This is a genomic window from Flexivirga alba (genome assembly GCF_042661025.1).
Classification (GTDB): domain Bacteria; phylum Actinomycetota; class Actinomycetes; order Actinomycetales; family Dermatophilaceae; genus Flexivirga; species Flexivirga alba.
On the sequence record NZ_JBHSWH010000001.1, the window covers coordinates 341750 to 357243 of the forward strand.

A 15494-nucleotide genomic window follows, 5' to 3' on the forward strand; every position below is an offset into this window, starting at 1 on the left:
AAGAAGCCGACGTGTTGAACCTGCACGTCGACCGGCGGGCGCTGACGGTCTACCGCCACGACGGCGCCTACTGAGCGACGTCGTTTCCTGCGATCCGTCATACAACTGACGCAGGATGGTTGACATGAGCATCGTTCAGGACGCGCGGGCGGCCGTGGCGTTCAGCCAGGAGCTCTATCGCTCGAAACTGTCGACGGCCTATCACGGCAAGGTGCGTCACGATCCGTTCGCGCGACTGCGGATGGGCGAAGGTCGCGACAACCCCTATGCGGTGTATGCCGAGCTGCGCCCGCAGGGTCCGCTGGTGCCGACCCGGCTGGGCAACCTCGCCACGGTGGACCACTCGGTGGCGCGATCGGTGCTGACGAGCCGGGCGTTCGGGGTTCGCCCGCTCGAAGGTCCTTCAACCACCAGCGAACAGTTCGACCTGTCTTTCCTGGACCGCAACGAACCGGATCACAGCCGCTTGCGACGCGTCGCCGCGCCAGCCTTCAGCCCTCGCATGGTGCGTGGATACCGCTCTCGCATCGAAGAACTCGTCTCTGGTCTCATCGACGAAGTGCACGGCGGGGAGACCACCGACTTCGTGTCGTCGTTCGCAGCGCCGCTGCCGATCGGTGTCATCACCCGGATGTTCGGGATCGATGAGGACGCAGGCATCGACACCACCGCATTCGCCAGGTACGGCGCCGCGCTCGGCGGCTCGCTGGACGGCATACATTCGCTGCGGCACGCACGGGAGCTGATGGAGGCGGCGACGGCGCTGGGGACGATGTTCGACCGGCTGCTCCGCTTGCGAGCGGTCGATCCGCGCGATGACCTGACCAGCGTGCTGGCCGCCGAGCGCGACGACCAGGTGCGGTCCGAGGAGCTCATGTCGATGTGCATCCTGCTGCTCGTCGCCGGCTTCGAGACGACGGTCAACCTGCTGGGCAACGCCCTGCTCGCTCTGCAGGACCACCCGGAACAGTGGCGCCTGCTGACCGAGCAGCCGGAGCTCGCGGGACAGGCGATCGAGGAGACGCTGCGCTGGAATCCGCCGGTGCAGCGAACCGAGCGAGTCGCGTTCGAGGACCAAGAGGTCGCCGGCACGCGAGTCCGCAAGGATCAGTGGATCCTGTTGCTACTCGGCGGAACCGGACGCGACCCGTCGGCCTTTCCCGACCCGGACCGTTTCGACATCACCCGGTCGCACGGCACCGAACACCTGGCGTTCTCCAGCGGCATCCACTACTGCCTGGGCGCTCCCCTCGCACGCCTCGAAGCGACGATCGCGTTGGAACAGCTCGCGATTCGGCTGCCCGGCATACGGCGTGCCGGACCGGTCACCATGCGGCGCACCACGCTGATCCGAGGGCCGCTGCACCTCCCCGTCACCGCGCCTTGACCCTCTCACCGAGAGGACACCCAAATACCGAGAGGACAGGCGATAGTGGCCAAAACAGGCGTGTAATCGGCCAAATCCCTGTCCTGTCGATCAACGGGTGTCCTCTCGGTAAGGGGTGGCCCGGGGGTGAGTCGCGAGCGGACGGAGGCGGTCTGCTCAGACGTGCGCGACGCCGAGGACGTATGACGCGTCGGCATTCTCGGCGAGCTGGGTGTCGTTGGTGGTGATCAGCACCGACGCGCCCTCGTCGGCGCAACGGCGCAACTCGGCGAGCACGATCTCGCGGTTCTCCGCGTCGAGCGCAGAGGTCGGCTCGTCGGCGACGATGACGGTCGGGCCGTCGGCGATCGCCCGCGCGACGGCGACCCGCTGCCGTTGACCACCGGAGATCTCGTCGATGAGGTGATCGGCGATCGCGTCAATCCCGAAGCGCTGCAACGCCTTCGAGGTCAACTCCGCTGCCTGCGCATGCTCCACGCCGCGGGCGATGAGCGGCAGCACGATGTTCTCGGCCACCGTGAGCGACTCGCACAGCTCGTACTCCTGAGTGACCACGGCGCACGTGCCCGCAGGCTCTACCTTGACCGTGCCCGCCACGGGGACCAAGACTCCGCGACATACGTCGATCAACGCCGACTTCCCACTGCCGGCGTGACCCGTGACGATCACCACCTGCCCGTCACGTGCCTCGAGGTCGAGCTCTTCGAAGATGACTGTGCCGTCATCGGTCTCGGCAGTCACCCGGTCCAGTCGGATCATGCCTGCTCACCACCTGTCGCACGTCGCACAATGAACGTGTCCGCGTCGTCGCCCGGCCGAATCGTCACGGCAGTGCCGTTCGGGAACTGCTTGAGGATGTCGTCCGGCAGCGGGATGCCGTCGTCGCGCACCATCACGTGCGTGTTGCCGCCCCGCGCGTCCATCCGGATCCGGCCGTCGCGGATCGTGATGACGCGGGCCTTGAGCGCGGTTGCCACGTCCAGATCGTGAGTCACGGCGATCACCGTCGTACCCAGTTCCTCGTTGGCTCTCAGGATGGCGTCGGTGACGGCCCGCACCGCCGGGCCGGCAAGGCTGCTGGTCGGCTCGTCGGCGAGCAGCACGGCCGGCTTGGTCACTATGGTTGCGGCGATCGCCGTGAGTTGCCGTGCTTCGGCCGAAATCGACTGCACCGGCTGGGGTCTCAGCTCCGGCGCGAGCCCGACGATGTCCAGTGCCTCGTCGACGTCGATGCGCTCCCGGAGCTGCGACGGCCAGCCGAGCTCGACATTCTGCCGGACGGTCAGATAGGGCAGCAGATTCTTGGACACGTCCTGCAGCAACACCGCCAGGTCTGTCCCGCGCACGTCGTCCAGCAGCCCGACATCGTTGCCGCTCAGCTCATGCCCGGCGACCCGGACTCGGCCGGCGCTGGGCGTCGTCAAGCCGGCGAGCACGCTCAGCAGCGTCGATTTGCCCGCACCTGACGGCCCGACCAACGCAACGACCTCGCCCGGCTGCACGATCAGATTGACGCCGGACAGAGCCGCGACGTCCTGGCCCTCCATCCGATAGATCTGCACCAGGCCCTCGACATTCACGACGGGCGTGCTGTGGGTCGTCCCCTCCTCCGTCGGGCCCGACCCTCCGCCTGGTCCTTTCGGCTGCTCCGTGACCGTCATGCCGACCACCTTCCTCCATTGCGGCCGGCTGCTTGAGCCAACCGCGTTCCGAATCCTGCCCCGACGAGCATCAGCAGCACGATCAACCCCACCGCGGCCGTCGATCCCACCTGCCATTGGAACCCGGTCCGCGTCAACGGTTCGTCGGGCGGCGTCGACCACCACAGCATCGTTCGCCCGGTCAGCCAGGCCGCGACCGGCGCGGTCGCTGCCCCGATCGCACTGCCCACGAACGCCAGCAGCACGAACTCACCCACCGTCGCACGCCGCAACACCGTGTGCGGCACACCACCGGTCCGCAGCGCCCGCAGATCACGCCGCCGATCACTGCGCGATGCCACTGCCACCAGCACCACGCTGGTGAGCGCGGCGAGCACGGACAGTGCAGAGACCACGATGCTCAGGTTCATCGCCCATGCGGTTGCCGTCGCGTCATACCCGGCACGCACGCCGTGGATCGTCCGCACGTCGGCGGACGCGAAGCCTGCCTTGTGCAGCGCCGCATCCAACCGGGCCAGCTGCTTCGGATCCTGCGTCTTCGAAAACACTTGGTACGACAGGTTGTCCTGCCGGTCCCCCGCCTTGAGCATGGTCGCCAGGTCCACGACGATCGTCCGGGCAGGCACGCCCGGGATGTATGGCGCACTGCCGGCCACCCGGAAGTCGCCGTCCACATCAGCCATGGTCGGCCCCGAAACCGTCGACCCCACAGCACTTTTCGTGGTCCACGTCCCGACCACGGCATTCGGGGCCGACGCGGAGCCGCCGTTCCCGAGTGCTGCCCATGGCACGGAGTCCGCCAGGCCGGTGCGGGTGCCGATCCGCTCCATGTCGGCCGGGATCACCCCAACGACGGCATTGCTGATCGGGCTGGATGCGTTGATCTCGACCGACGGAGTGAAGACCTGATGATGCGGATCGACGGAGCTCACGGCATTCATCAGCGACTGTCCATTGACGGCGCCGGGACCAACGGTCGCATGCACCAGAGCGGGCGCCCCGAGATCCGCGGCCGCACGCGCGGCGCGGTTCTCCGCACCCCGCGCGAACACGCTGACGCTGAGCGCGAACAGCGCTGAGGTGATGATCAGAGTGGCCAGTGCGGTGGCCACTCCGGAGCGCCGTCCCAGCTGAGCCACGGCCAACGCGCCTGCCGGACGCCCGCGCGCCAGCAGCCGCCGCACCAGCCGGGCCGCCACCGGCGCGAGAAGCGCTGCCACGACCGTCGCGACCAGACCGGCCAGCAGCACCGGCGTCACTTGCACCGGCGCACCGGTCAGGCTCTTGGTCGCCGTGAGCACGACACCGACCAGGCAGACCACCGCGACCACGGCAGCCGGCATCGACAGCCGCGCGCCACGCCGGCGCTGCGGACGTGCCCGTAGCAGCGCGCTGATCGACTCTCGAGCCATCACCAACCAGCACAGGAACCAGACCACCGCGACCAGCACTGCTATCACCGGCAGGACGAGCAGCGCCGTCCAATTCCAAGACGCCCCAACGTTTCCCGGCAACCACAGATGTCGCACGAGACCGTCCACGACATACGCCAGGCAGAGCCCGGCCAAGGTTCCGACGATGTATGACGGCAGGAACTCCCGCGCGCCCAGCCGCACCACACCCGCGGTGCCGTTGCCGCGCATCTTGAGCACGGCTGCCTCACCCCGCCGCACGGTCGCGAAGAACGACGTCACTTGCACCAGCAGGATCAGCAGCACGATCCCGAGTTGCACCAACAGGAACGGCAGGATCTGACCGACCTGGCCCAGGTCGACGTGCGTCGCCGCGTAGACAGCCGACAGCGACTCGGTGATGGCGACGTTGTCGCCCGCCTTCTGTTGGGTGGGCCGCAGTCCGGCCACCGCTGCCCGCAAGGTGTCCGGGGTCAACATGCCGGCGTCCACCGGATAGGACACCGTGTGCGTGATCCCGGGCCACGGCACGATCCCGTTCGGCTCCTCACCCTGTTTCAGGGGCGGCGGGACCATCGGTGGATTCCGGAGAAAGCTCGCGTCGGCGGTCAGCCAATACTCCGAAGGGCCGGGGATGCCCGGTGGTGCAGGCGGCGGGGTGTAGGCGCCGACTGCGGCACCGCCCCAGAACCGATCCGACTGGGGCGCGGTGAAGATGCCCACCACGTTCATCGTCAGGTGCGGCGGGGGCAGCGGGCGGCCTTTGTCGTCGTAAATTTCCTGCGGCGGGTTTGACGTCACGCGCAGCTGGGCACCGACCTTCAAATGGGACGAGTGCGCGACGGCTGCGGTCGAGACGATGACCTCGTTGCGCGCCGTCGGGCAGCGTCCGCGCACCAGGTGCACGTGCCGGCACTGACCGTGTGTGGACTGCAGCAGGACCAACTCGCCATCGATCACATCGTTGATCCGGACGCTGGTCGACTCGGTCGGCGACCCCACCACGGCACGCACCCGCGGATCGACCGCCCGCTCCATCTGCTGCAGCGGGGTGATCGTCTGCCCGCCCGATTGGAGCGACACCTGGCTGCCGATGACCCTCTGCGCCTGCTCGTGAAAAACCACCAGCGACTGGCTGAATGAGCGAGTCAGCAGCGGGTCGACCGCCGCGGTCGCGACCAGCAGGCACACCGTCACGGCGAAGAGAATGGCATGGCCTAAACGGTGGCGCCGGGCAATCGAGGCCAGCTTCGTCATACGCCAAATCCCTTGCGTTGACTCGACTTCGCCGCCAGTCGCGTGCCGAATGCGGCCGCGACCAGCACCAGAAGCGCCGCGAGACAAACCGCGGCGGTCGAGCCGGCAGCCCACTGAAAGCCGGTCCGCGTGACGGGCATCGCCGGTGGGTCAGACCACCACAACATGCTGCGCCCGGTCAGCCACGCCGCCACCGGCGCGGTCAGCGCCCCGATCACGCTGCCGACCAGTGCGAGCAGCACGAACTCACCCACCGTCGCGCGTCGCAACACCGCGTGCGGCACCCCACCGGTCCGCAGCGCCCGCAGGTCACGCCGGCGGTCGTCTCTCGACGCCAGCGCCACCAACACCACGCTGGTCAGGGCTGCGAAGACCGACAGCACAGACACCACGATGCTGAGGTTCATCGCCCAGGCCGTGGCCGTTGCGTCATACCCCGCCCTCGTCTTGTCGAGCGTCTGCACGTCGGTGCCACCGAACCCGGCTCGCTGCACGGCAGCCGTGAGCGCTGCGAGTCTCTTGGGGTCTTGCGTCGACGAAAACACTTGGTAGAACAGGTTGTCCGGCCGGTTACCCGCTTTGAGCATCGTCGGCAGGTCGACCACGATCGTTCGTGCACCGACGCCCGGGATGTATGGCGCGGTGCCTGCCACCCTGAACGACCCGTCCACGTCCGCCATCGTGGGCGCAGTCACCGTCGATCCCCTGGCCGATTTCATGGACCACGTCGACACCAAAGCGCTTGGCGCAGAAGCGGATCCGCCGCCTTCCAGGGCACTCCACGGAACGGGCTGTTTCAGCCCCGTGCGGACTCCGATGCGCGCCAAGTCCGCGGGGATTACCCCGAGAGTGCTCAGACCCTGCGGCGACGATGCGTTGATCCCCACGACCGGGCTGAACTGCCGGTGTTGCGGATCCACCGAATGCACTGCCTGCAGAAGGCTTTCCGGCGTCGTCCGCGCTTCCCCGACCGTCACGTCCACCAACGCCTGGGCTCCTACGTCCGCGGCCGCTCGCGCCTCTCGATTGGCCCCTCCCCGGGCGACGACGCTGACACTCAAGGTGAGCAGCGCCGAGGTGATGATGAGCGTCGACGCTGCCGTCACGACGCCGGCGCGCCGACCCAACTGCGCGACGGCGAGGCCGCCGGCCGCGTTGCGACGGGACAGCAACCGCCGTACCAACCGGGCAGTGAGCGGTGCCAGGAGGACGCCGACGATGATCGCGACCAGGCCGGCCAGCAGCACCGGCGTCACTTGCACCGGCGCACCGGTCAGATTCCTTGTCGCAGTGAGGATCACGCCGACGAGGCACACCACTCCGAGCACCGCGGCCGGCATCGACAGTTGCCCGCCGCGACGACGCTGCGGACGCGACCGCAGCAGCGCGCTGATCGACTCGCGAGCCGTCAGCCACCAGCACAACAACCACACCATCGCGATGAGCAGCGAGGTGGCGACCGCTACCCACAGCGATGTCCAATTCCACGACGCACCAACGCTTCCGGGCAGCCACACGTGGCGAACGAGACCGTCCACGACATACGCCAGCCCGACTCCGCCCACCGCACCCACGAGGTATGCCGGGAGGAACTCTCGCGCCCCGAAACGCACGACGCCGGCGGTCCCGTTGCCGCGCATCTTCAGCACCGCCGCCTCGCCCCGACGCACGGTCGCGCAGAAGCTGGTCACCTGCACCAGGAGGATCAGCAGGACCAGTCCCAACTGCAGCAACAGGTAGGGAAGGATCCGACCGACCTGGTGCACGTCGCTCTTGGTCGACGCATAGACCTGGCTGAGACTCTCGAAAACAGTTGAGCTGTTCGACTTCGCCATGGCCTGCCCGCCTGCGGCCGTCCTGGCGAGAGTGGCAGGAGTCAGCGCCGATGCCCGGACCGGATAGCTGACCGAGGCCGTCAGGGAAACGGTGCGCTGGACCGTTTCGACCGTGGCGAGCAGCGTTGCGGCCGAGGTGATTGAGCGCTCGTCGAACGCGGTGATGTCGACGCCGCCCCAGAACGGATCCTTGGCCGACATCGTGTAGACCCCGACGATCTGTCCCTTCAGAGCGCCCTTGATGTCGTCGCCCAGCGTGACCACCGAGCCGAGGTGCAGACCGTTCGACGCCTGTCGCAGCGTCGCCTCGGAGACGAGCACCTGGCCCAGCGCGGTCGGGCAGTGTCCTTGCAGAAGCTTGACGTGCTCGCACTGACCCTCGCTCGATCGCACGGTCACGGGCACCGTCGCCTGGAGCCATTGGGTGGTGCCGAAGCGGCTCACGATCGGGGCGCCGACGACCGCTTTCACCCGCGGGTCCAGGAGCTTCTCCAGTCGCGGGACCGAGACGCGCTGCTCGAATTCCGCCGGGGTCGTCGCGCCGGCCCCGTTGGCCGTGATCTGGACCTGGCTGCCGATCACACCTTCGGCGTCCGCGTGGAAACTGACCACCGCATGGCTGAACGATCGGGTCAACAGCGGATCGACGGCTGCGGTGCCGACCAGCAGGCACACCGTCAGCGCGAAGAGAATCGCGTGACCGAACCGGTGGCGTCGAGCGATCGCTGCCAGCCGCGTCATGCCGCCATACCCACTGAAAGCCCCTTCAGCCCCTTCGCCGCTGCCCGCGCAACAGCTCCCAAAACCCCTTCGGCACGCTATCGGCGTGTGCCCGAGCAGTGCGCATAGCTGAGCGATCCGTGCCGAATCGTTATCTGGACGAAGACTTGACTAAGTCCAAACAATGCACAAGGGTGGCGGCATGCCGGACTTCGAGGACACCTTGCGCGAAGCGGGGCTGCGCGTGACGCGCCCGCGGGTCGCGGTGCTCGAGTCGGTGCGCGACAACCCGCACGCCGACTCGGCGCTGCTGGCCGAGACCGTCCACGACGCGCTGCCGAGTGTCTCGCGCCAGGCGATCTTCGACTGCCTCAACACCTTCACCGAGACCGGCCTCGTCCGCCGCATCCGGCCGTCCGGCTCACCCGCGCGTTACGAGCTCAAGCGCAACGACAACCACCACCACCTGGTATGTCGCTCGTGCGGCATGGTCGTCGACGTCGAGTGCGCCGTCGGCGAGGCACCCTGCCTGCACGCTTCGAACGATCACGGTTTCGTCATCGATGAAGCCGAGGTCATCTACTGGGGCTACTGCCCCGATTGCGTTGCTTCCCAACAGATTTCACCCGCGCGGGCCTGACACCCGCCGCTACGAAAGGATGTCATGAGCACCACAGACGACCAGCCGCTGGCAGAGATCAATGACAGCGGCAGTGACAACGGCAAGTGCCCGGTCATGCACGAGCTCGTGCAGCCGGCGCAGGGCGACGCCAACCAGCAGTGGTGGCCGCAGCGCCTGAACCTGAAGATCCTGGCCAAGAACCCCGCGGTCGCGAACCCGCTCGGCGAGGACTTCGACTACGCGAGTGCGTTCGAGGCTCTCGACCTCGCCGAGGTCAAGGCCGACATCATCGGCACTCTCAAGACCTCGCAGGAGTGGTGGCCGGCCGACTTCGACCATTACGGCCCGCTGATCGTCCGTATGGCGTGGCACGCCGCCGGCACCTACCGGGTTGGCGACGGTCGCGGTGGCGCCGGCACCGGGCAGCAGCGCTTCGCGCCGCTGAGCTCCTGGCCGGACAACGTCCTGCTCGACCGTGCCCGCCGCGTGTTGTGGCCGGTCAAGAAGAAGTACGGCAAGTCGCTGTCCTGGGGTGACCTGATGGTCCTCGCCGGCAACGCCGCCATGGAGGACATGGGCTTCAAGACCTTCGGCTTCGCCGGCGGCCGCGTCGACGCGTGGGAGCCCGACGACGACATCTACTGGGGCGCCGAGACCGAGTGGCTGGCTGACAGCCACCGCTACTCCGGCGAGCGCGACCTCGAAAACCCCCTGGCCGCAACGCAAATGGGCCTGATTTACGTCAACCCGGAAGGCCCGGAAGGCAACCCCGACCCGCTGGCGGCTGCACACGACATCCGCGAGACCTTTGCCCGTATGGCGATGAATGACGAAGAGACCGTCGCGCTGATCGCCGGTGGTCACACCTTCGGCAAGACGCACGGTGCCGGCGACGCCGAGCAGGTCGGCCCCGAGCCGGAGGCCGCTCCGTTCGAGCAGAACGGCCTGGGCTGGAAGTCGTCATACAAGAGCGGTAAGGGCAACGACGCCATCGGCTCGGGCCTCGAGGTCACCTGGACCTACCACCCGACCCGCTGGGACAACGAGTTCTTCCACATCCTCTACGGCTACGAGTGGGAGCTCTTCAAGTCCGCAGCAGGTGCCAACCAGTGGCGTCCGGTCAACAACGGCGGCGCCGACATGGTCCCGGAGGCACAGGGCACCGGCCGACGTGAGCCGCGCATGCTCACCACCGACCTCTCACTGCGCTTCGACCCGGAATACGCCAAGGTCTCCAAGAAATTCCTGGAGGACCCGGAGGCCTTCGCCGACGCCTACGCCCGCGCGTGGTTCAAGCTGACCCACCGCGACATGGGTCCGGTGACCCGCTACCGCGGCGCCGAGGTGCCGACCGAGGAGCTCATCTGGCAGGACCCGATCCCCGCCACCGAGGCTCCGAGTGCCCAGTCGATCGCTGCAGCCAAGCAGCAGATCACCGACGCCGGCTTCTCGGTCTCCGAGCTGGTCAAGACCGCGTGGGCCGCTGCGGGTTGCTACCGCAACTCCGACAAGCGTGGTGGCGCCAACGGTGCCCGCCTGCGCCTCGAGCCACAGAAGAGCTGGGCCGTCAACGACCCGGCAGTCACCGGCCCGGTCGTCGCCAAGCTGGAGCAGATCGCTTCTGCCACAGGCGTTTCCGTCGCGGACGCGATCGTCCTCGCCGGCAACATCGGTGTGGAGCAGGCCGCAAAGGCTGCCGGCCACGACGTGCAGGTGCCGTTCACCCCGGGCCGCGGTGACGCGACCCAGGAGCAGACGGACGTCGACTCGTTCAGCTACCTCGAGCCGAAGATCGACGCGTTCCGCAACTACGTCGAGAACGAGCCGAAGGCGCCGTTCGAGTACCACCTGCTCGACCGGGCCAACCTGCTCAACCTGTCGGCCCCGGAGACGACCGCCCTGATCGGCGGCCTGCGAGTGCTCGGCGCCAACACCGGCGACAACAAGGCCGGTGTCTTCACCGACCGCGAGGGCCAGCTGACGACCGACTTCTTCGTCAACCTGCTGGACATCACGGCCGAGTGGAAGCCCGGCGAGCAGCCGGGCACGTATGCCGGCAGCGGCCCCGAAGGTCAGACCTGGACCGGCACGCGTGCGGACCTGGCGTTCAGCGCCAACTCCGAGCTGCGCGCTCTCGCCGAGGTCTACGCCTCCGACGATGCAGCAGAGAAGTTCGTCAATGACTTCGTCGCCGCGTGGGTGAAGGTCATGGACAACGACCGCTTCGACGTCAGGCGTTGAGCTAGTCCGTAAAGAACGAGGGCCTCCGGCGAGTTGTTCGCCGGGGGCCTTTCGTCATACGAAGAGGCCCTCCTGCTTGGCGTTCAGGTCCGAGCCCGGGGCTGCTTTGACCGGTGAATCGAACTCACCCATGGGTTGCACTCCTCGAAGAGGTCGACCGCACTGGCGGGTACTTACTGGGAAGCTACGGTAGATCGGCCGGGGATGTCGGTTACGCTCTCGCCGCATGTGGCCGTCTCGCAACAAGCTGTCGCTCCTCGCGGTGGCGACAGCGATCGTCACGCTCGCCGGTTGCTCGGGCGGGTCGAACTCGTCGTCGAATGTCCCGCCGAGCCGCGCGCCCGCGACGACGGCCGCAGGCCGCACGACAACCACGCCGGCCACGAGCCGCCATACACCGACCGGAACGACAACCTCGGTCGCGCCGCCGACCCGCTCGGCTCCTTCCACGGCGCCGAAACCGGCCGGCTCGGTGACCGTCGCCGTCTCAGGCGACGAGATCCCGCACGCCGCGGTGCTGGCGGCTGCCCGTCGCGGCTCCGGTTGGGACTTCGACCCGATGTTCGCCCAGGTGGCGCCGACGATCCGCGGCGCCGACGTCGCGATCTGTCAGTTGGAGACGCCGTTGGGTGCGGGCCTGAGCCACGGCTTCATCATGGGCGCGCCGGCAGCTTTTGCGACCGGCCTACGCCGGGCCGGGTTCGACGGCTGTAGCACTGCGAACAACCACACCTTCGACCAGAACCTGGCCGGAGTGCAGGACACGCGCCGCATCATGGCGCAGGTCGGGCTCCGGGCCGCGGGACCAGGACCCGACGCCTCACACACCGGGCAGCCGGCGATCTACCGCGCGAACGGCTTCACGATCGCCCAGCTCTCCTACTCCTACACGCTCGACAACACCGTGGGGAACACCAAGCACGTGCCGGCAGAGGCCCCTGGGCCGCAAGCTCCCTGTATGACGTCATCGGCGTCTCCGGGATCGAGGCGGACGCCCGTGCCGCGCGCGCTCGTGGTGCGGATCTCGTTCTGGTATCGATGCATTGGGGCGAGGAGCAGGACCAGAAACCGACCTCCGAACAACGTCGTTTCGCAACGGAATTGCTCTCGTCCGGCGCCGTCGACTACATCATCGGCAACCACCCGCACGTCGTGCAGCCGTGCGAACGCATCGACGGGCGGATGGTCAACTACAGCCTCGGCAACGCGTTGTCGGACCAGACGGCGGGCATCGTCGCGTACGGCGGCGCGAAGTCGACCGAAGCTGCGCAGGACGGCATGATCGCGCTCGTGACGTTCCACCGTGATGCCGCTGGGAAGGTGACGTCCACCGAGAAGTTCCAGCCGACCCGGGTCGACCGGGCGCACGGGTACGTCATACGACCGGTGACCAAGGCGTCCGATCCTGCGTCGTGGCAACGCACTTCGTCGGTCATCACGTCCGGCGGCAACACCTGTGGAGCGATGCCGCGGTCCTGACCCCGGTCATCCGTCTCCCCAGTGTCAGCCCGTGCACAGTCTTGACGCGATACCCGGCCATACCTCGACACCGGGGAGGCTCGTGAACACCAGGCACGACAAATTCGGTGTCCCTCGCGAGCCGAGCGACACAGAATGGCCTGATGGAGATGCAACTGAGCATGGTCGTGCTCGAAGTCCGTGACGTGACCAGGTCCGTGGAGTTCTATCGGACGCTTGGCCTGGCGATGCCCGACCCGCGTACCGACCGGCCGGTGTCGATCCTGCGCATGAGCAGCGGAGTCAGCCTCGTCCTGACCGAGGACTTTGCGAGCACCAACGACCCGACCTGGAGCCGCCCGACCGGCGGTTATCAGCAGCTGATGGAGTTCTTCGCCGGCGAGGACGCCGAGGTCGACGCGATGTGGGAGAAGCTCACCGCCGCCGGTTACGAAGGTCGGATGGCGCCCACGCAGACCCAGGGCCCGTATGCCGCGATGGTCGACGACCCGGACGGCAACGTGGTGCTGCTGACGTCCGACGAGCCGGCGCGAATCTCCAACAAGGACAACGCATGACGCTCCCCTCCGAGGCCACGGCCCGCCATACGCTGGACGAACTCCGCGGCATCAGCTGGCAGCCGTTCGGCAGGGAGGACCTTCCCGCAATCGCCGCGTTCTACACCGAGTGCGAGGCGTATGACGAGAACCCCGAGCGCTCCTCGCTCGCCGATCTCGAGGAGTTCTGGGACTCGCCGCGGTCCGTGCCCGAGGAGGACACCCTCGTCGGACGCGAGGCGGACGGGCGCGTCGTCGCCACGGCCTGGGCCGGGTGCAACCGGGCGATCACCGAGCGTCGGGGTGTCCGCCTCGCCGGAGCGGTTCGACAGGACCGGCGCGGCGAGGGCATTGGCCGGGCGGTGCTGCAGTGGGAGCTGGCGCACGGCCTCGCCTGGGACGATGCGACTCGCCGCCCGGGCTACGGTCCGCTGGTGATGCGGATGTTCGTGCCGACTGACCAGGCGGACGTGCGTGACCTGGCGACGCGGCACGAATTGCCCACGGAGCGCTACTTTTTCGAGATGTCGCGTCGCCTCGACGAGCCAATCGCGGTGCCGTCGATCGACGGCGTGCGGCTTGTCGACTGGGACGTCGCGCGCAACGACGAGGTCCATCAGGTGATGGACGAGGCGTTCCGGGAGCACTGGGGCCACACTGACGCGACGGCCGAGATGTGGCAGGAGGGTATCGACTCGCACGGATTCCGTCCGGCGTGGACCGTGCTGGCGATCGATGACAACACCGATCGGGTGATCGGTGCCGCGATGAACTACGCCTGGGAGCAGGACTGGGAGCCGCAGGGCTACACCGAGGGCTACACGGACCAGTTGGGCGTGTTACGCAGCCACCGCGGACGCGGCATCGCGGTGGCGCTGCTGCGCGAATCCATGCGCCGTTTCAGCGAATCCGGCATGGACGCGGCCGGGCTCGGCGTCGACGCGGCCAACGCGTCCGGTGCGTTGCGCCTCTACGAGAACCTCGGCTATCAGCGCACGGCCAGCACCTGCGCGCACCAGTTCACCCGCCCGCAACCCGAATAGCTTTCAGCCCGAACGAAGTCCGAGCTGGTCTGCGTCACCGACATACTTCTTGCCCCAGCTGCCGAGCTGATCGGCGATGTCGGCGAGCGCCATACCGGCTTCAGTGAGCTCGTAGGTGACACGCGGAGGCACCTCGGCATACACGGTGCGTATGACGACCCCGTCCTCCTCGAGCGCGCGCAGCTGGCGGGTCAGGGTCTTGGCCGAGACTGAGCCGACCGCACGTTGCAACTCCCCGAATCGTTTTGCGCCGGAGGCAAGTTGGTAAACGGCTGTCAGCTTCCAGTCGCCACCGGCGACCGCGACTCCGACCTCGACCGGGCAGATCTCCAGTGCCCGGCGCACCGCAGCACGCATGCCGACCTCGTTCCCTTGATGTCCATTAGTGACACGAATGACCGTACTACCCAAACTCGCACCATGCTCGTAGCGTTCTTCGTATGCGAGCACTACTCATCTCTGCGGCTCCGTCCGCGCAGTCGCTGACCGACGACCTCACCCGCACCGCGAGCGCCGCGCTGCGTGGGCAAGAGCATGCCGTCGACGTGCTGAATCTCAATGATTTGCAATGGGACGCGGTGGTTCGACCAACGGACTACGGCATCGCGGAGTTCGACCGGCCGGTGGGCGACCACGCGGTCGACGCCCGCTGCGAGGGGACCATCGACTCGCTCGTCGGGCAACACCAGCGCTTCGTCGAGCGCGCCGACCTGATCGTGCTGATCTTCCCCCTGTGGTGGGCGGGCATGCCGGCCGTCATGAAGGGGTGGTTCGACCGCGTCTTCACGCAGGGCTTCGCCTATGGACTGCACGACGCCGCAGGCAATTCGCGCAAGTATGGCGACGGCGCCTTCGCCGGGAAACGCGGGCTCGTGATCACCACGACCGGCGACCGGGAGTCGGCCTTCGGCGAGCGCGGCCTCAACGGCAACATCCACGATCTGCTCTTCCCGATCACCCACGGCATCCTCTGGTACACCGGCATCGCGCCGCTGGAGTCGCTGGCCATCCTCGGCGTCGACACGCCTACCTGGCCCGGCATCGAAGACGCCCGCGATCAGGTCCGGCGGCGCCTGGCATCGCTCGACACCGAAGACCCGATCCCCTACCGGCGGATGCTCGAGGACTACGACTCCGACCGGCAACTGCGCGAGCAGCACGCGACCGGGCGAACGGACCTGGCGATACACCTGCAGTCCGACCGCGCTTCGTAGTCCGGCTGGTCGGACCTCGAGACGCCTCCCCCGCTGCGCTCCTCCGGCTCCTCGGCCACCATGACGGCGGGAGGCACCACCGCGGGG

13 protein-coding genes and 1 pseudogene are annotated in these 15494 nt (G+C 67.8%); 8 read left to right on the forward strand and 6 right to left on the reverse strand.

Features of this window, described 5'->3' with window-relative positions; genetic code table 11:
* The first annotated feature begins 124 nt into the window (after nucleotides 1–124).
* Nucleotides 125–1387: a cytochrome P450 gene (locus ACFQDH_RS01650; protein ID WP_382397853.1), complete on the forward strand. Its 1263-nt coding sequence runs from the start codon at nucleotides 125–127 to the stop codon at nucleotides 1385–1387.
* Nucleotides 1388–1543: 156 nt separating this feature from the next.
* On the opposite strand, the gene ACFQDH_RS01655 is transcribed toward ACFQDH_RS01650, so the two are convergent.
* The 4 genes from ACFQDH_RS01655 to ACFQDH_RS01670 are packed head-to-tail and all read right to left on the reverse strand — an operon-like array spanning nucleotide 1544 to nucleotide 8293.
* Complete coding sequence (locus ACFQDH_RS01655) at nucleotides 1544–2146, reverse strand: ATP-binding cassette domain-containing protein (RefSeq protein ID WP_382397855.1); 603 nt, start codon at nucleotides 2144–2146, stop codon at nucleotides 1544–1546.
* Nucleotides 2143–3048, reverse strand: coding sequence for an ABC transporter ATP-binding protein (locus ACFQDH_RS01660; protein ID WP_382397857.1), 906 nt, complete (start codon nucleotides 3046–3048; stop codon nucleotides 2143–2145). The genes ACFQDH_RS01655 and ACFQDH_RS01660 overlap by 4 nt, the downstream gene beginning before the upstream one ends.
* Nucleotides 3045–5717: an FtsX-like permease family protein gene (locus ACFQDH_RS01665; RefSeq protein ID WP_382397859.1), complete on the reverse strand. Its 2673-nt coding sequence runs from the start codon at nucleotides 5715–5717 to the stop codon at nucleotides 3045–3047. The genes ACFQDH_RS01660 and ACFQDH_RS01665 overlap by 4 nt, the downstream gene beginning before the upstream one ends.
* Nucleotides 5714–8293 (reverse strand): FtsX-like permease family protein, encoded by a 2580-nt coding sequence (locus ACFQDH_RS01670; RefSeq protein WP_382397861.1) that lies wholly within the window; start codon nucleotides 8291–8293, stop codon nucleotides 5714–5716. Before ACFQDH_RS01670 ends, ACFQDH_RS01665 begins: the two co-directional genes overlap by 4 nt.
* A 181-nt stretch (nucleotides 8294–8474) precedes the next feature.
* On the opposite strand from ACFQDH_RS01670, the gene ACFQDH_RS01675 reads away from it, so the two are divergent.
* Both ACFQDH_RS01675 and katG read left to right on the forward strand, forming a co-directional pair.
* The gene (locus ACFQDH_RS01675) at nucleotides 8475–8912 is read left to right on the forward strand and encodes a Fur family transcriptional regulator (RefSeq protein WP_382397863.1); all 438 of its coding nucleotides are present in this window, start codon (nucleotides 8475–8477) and stop codon (nucleotides 8910–8912) included.
* Between the two features lie 24 nt (nucleotides 8913–8936).
* Nucleotides 8937–11135 carry a catalase/peroxidase HPI gene (gene katG / locus ACFQDH_RS01680; protein WP_382397865.1) on the forward strand — a complete coding sequence of 733 codons (2199 nt, stop codon included), beginning with the start codon at nucleotides 8937–8939 and terminating at the stop codon, nucleotides 11133–11135.
* A 54-nt stretch (nucleotides 11136–11189) separates the two neighbouring features.
* On the opposite strand, the gene ACFQDH_RS01685 is transcribed toward katG, so the two are convergent.
* Complete coding sequence (locus ACFQDH_RS01685) at nucleotides 11190–11585, reverse strand: hypothetical protein (protein ID WP_382404939.1); 396 nt, start codon at nucleotides 11583–11585, stop codon at nucleotides 11190–11192.
* 22 nt (nucleotides 11586–11607) lie between these two features.
* On the opposite strand from ACFQDH_RS01685, the pseudogene ACFQDH_RS01690 reads away from it, so the two are divergent.
* From ACFQDH_RS01690 to ACFQDH_RS01705, 4 genes and pseudogenes are all read left to right on the forward strand, one after another.
* Nucleotides 11608–12057, forward strand: a pseudogene (locus ACFQDH_RS01690) (CapA family protein); the annotation flags it as partial.
* A 44-nt stretch (nucleotides 12058–12101) separates the two neighbouring features.
* Nucleotides 12102–12614 carry a CapA family protein gene (locus ACFQDH_RS01695; RefSeq protein ID WP_382404791.1) on the forward strand — a complete coding sequence of 171 codons (513 nt, stop codon included), beginning with the start codon at nucleotides 12102–12104 and terminating at the stop codon, nucleotides 12612–12614.
* Nucleotides 12615–12757: 143 nt separating this feature from the next.
* The gene (locus ACFQDH_RS01700) at nucleotides 12758–13171 is read left to right on the forward strand and encodes a VOC family protein (protein WP_382397867.1); all 414 of its coding nucleotides are present in this window, start codon (nucleotides 12758–12760) and stop codon (nucleotides 13169–13171) included.
* Nucleotides 13168–14193, forward strand: coding sequence for a GNAT family N-acetyltransferase (locus tag ACFQDH_RS01705; RefSeq protein WP_382397869.1), 1026 nt, complete (start codon nucleotides 13168–13170; stop codon nucleotides 14191–14193). The genes ACFQDH_RS01700 and ACFQDH_RS01705 overlap by 4 nt, the downstream gene beginning before the upstream one ends.
* 3 nt (nucleotides 14194–14196) lie before the next feature.
* Here the strand turns inward: ACFQDH_RS01705 and ACFQDH_RS01710 are convergent, their stop codons facing one another.
* Nucleotides 14197–14550, reverse strand: coding sequence for a winged helix-turn-helix transcriptional regulator (locus ACFQDH_RS01710; RefSeq protein WP_382397871.1), 354 nt, complete (start codon nucleotides 14548–14550; stop codon nucleotides 14197–14199).
* An 83-nt stretch (nucleotides 14551–14633) separates the two neighbouring features.
* Here ACFQDH_RS01710 and ACFQDH_RS01715 point away from each other — a divergent pair, with 83 nt between their 5' ends.
* Nucleotides 14634–15407 (forward strand): NAD(P)H-dependent oxidoreductase, encoded by a 774-nt coding sequence (locus ACFQDH_RS01715; RefSeq protein ID WP_382397873.1) that lies wholly within the window; start codon nucleotides 14634–14636, stop codon nucleotides 15405–15407.
* Nucleotides 15408–15494: the final 87 nt, after the last annotated feature.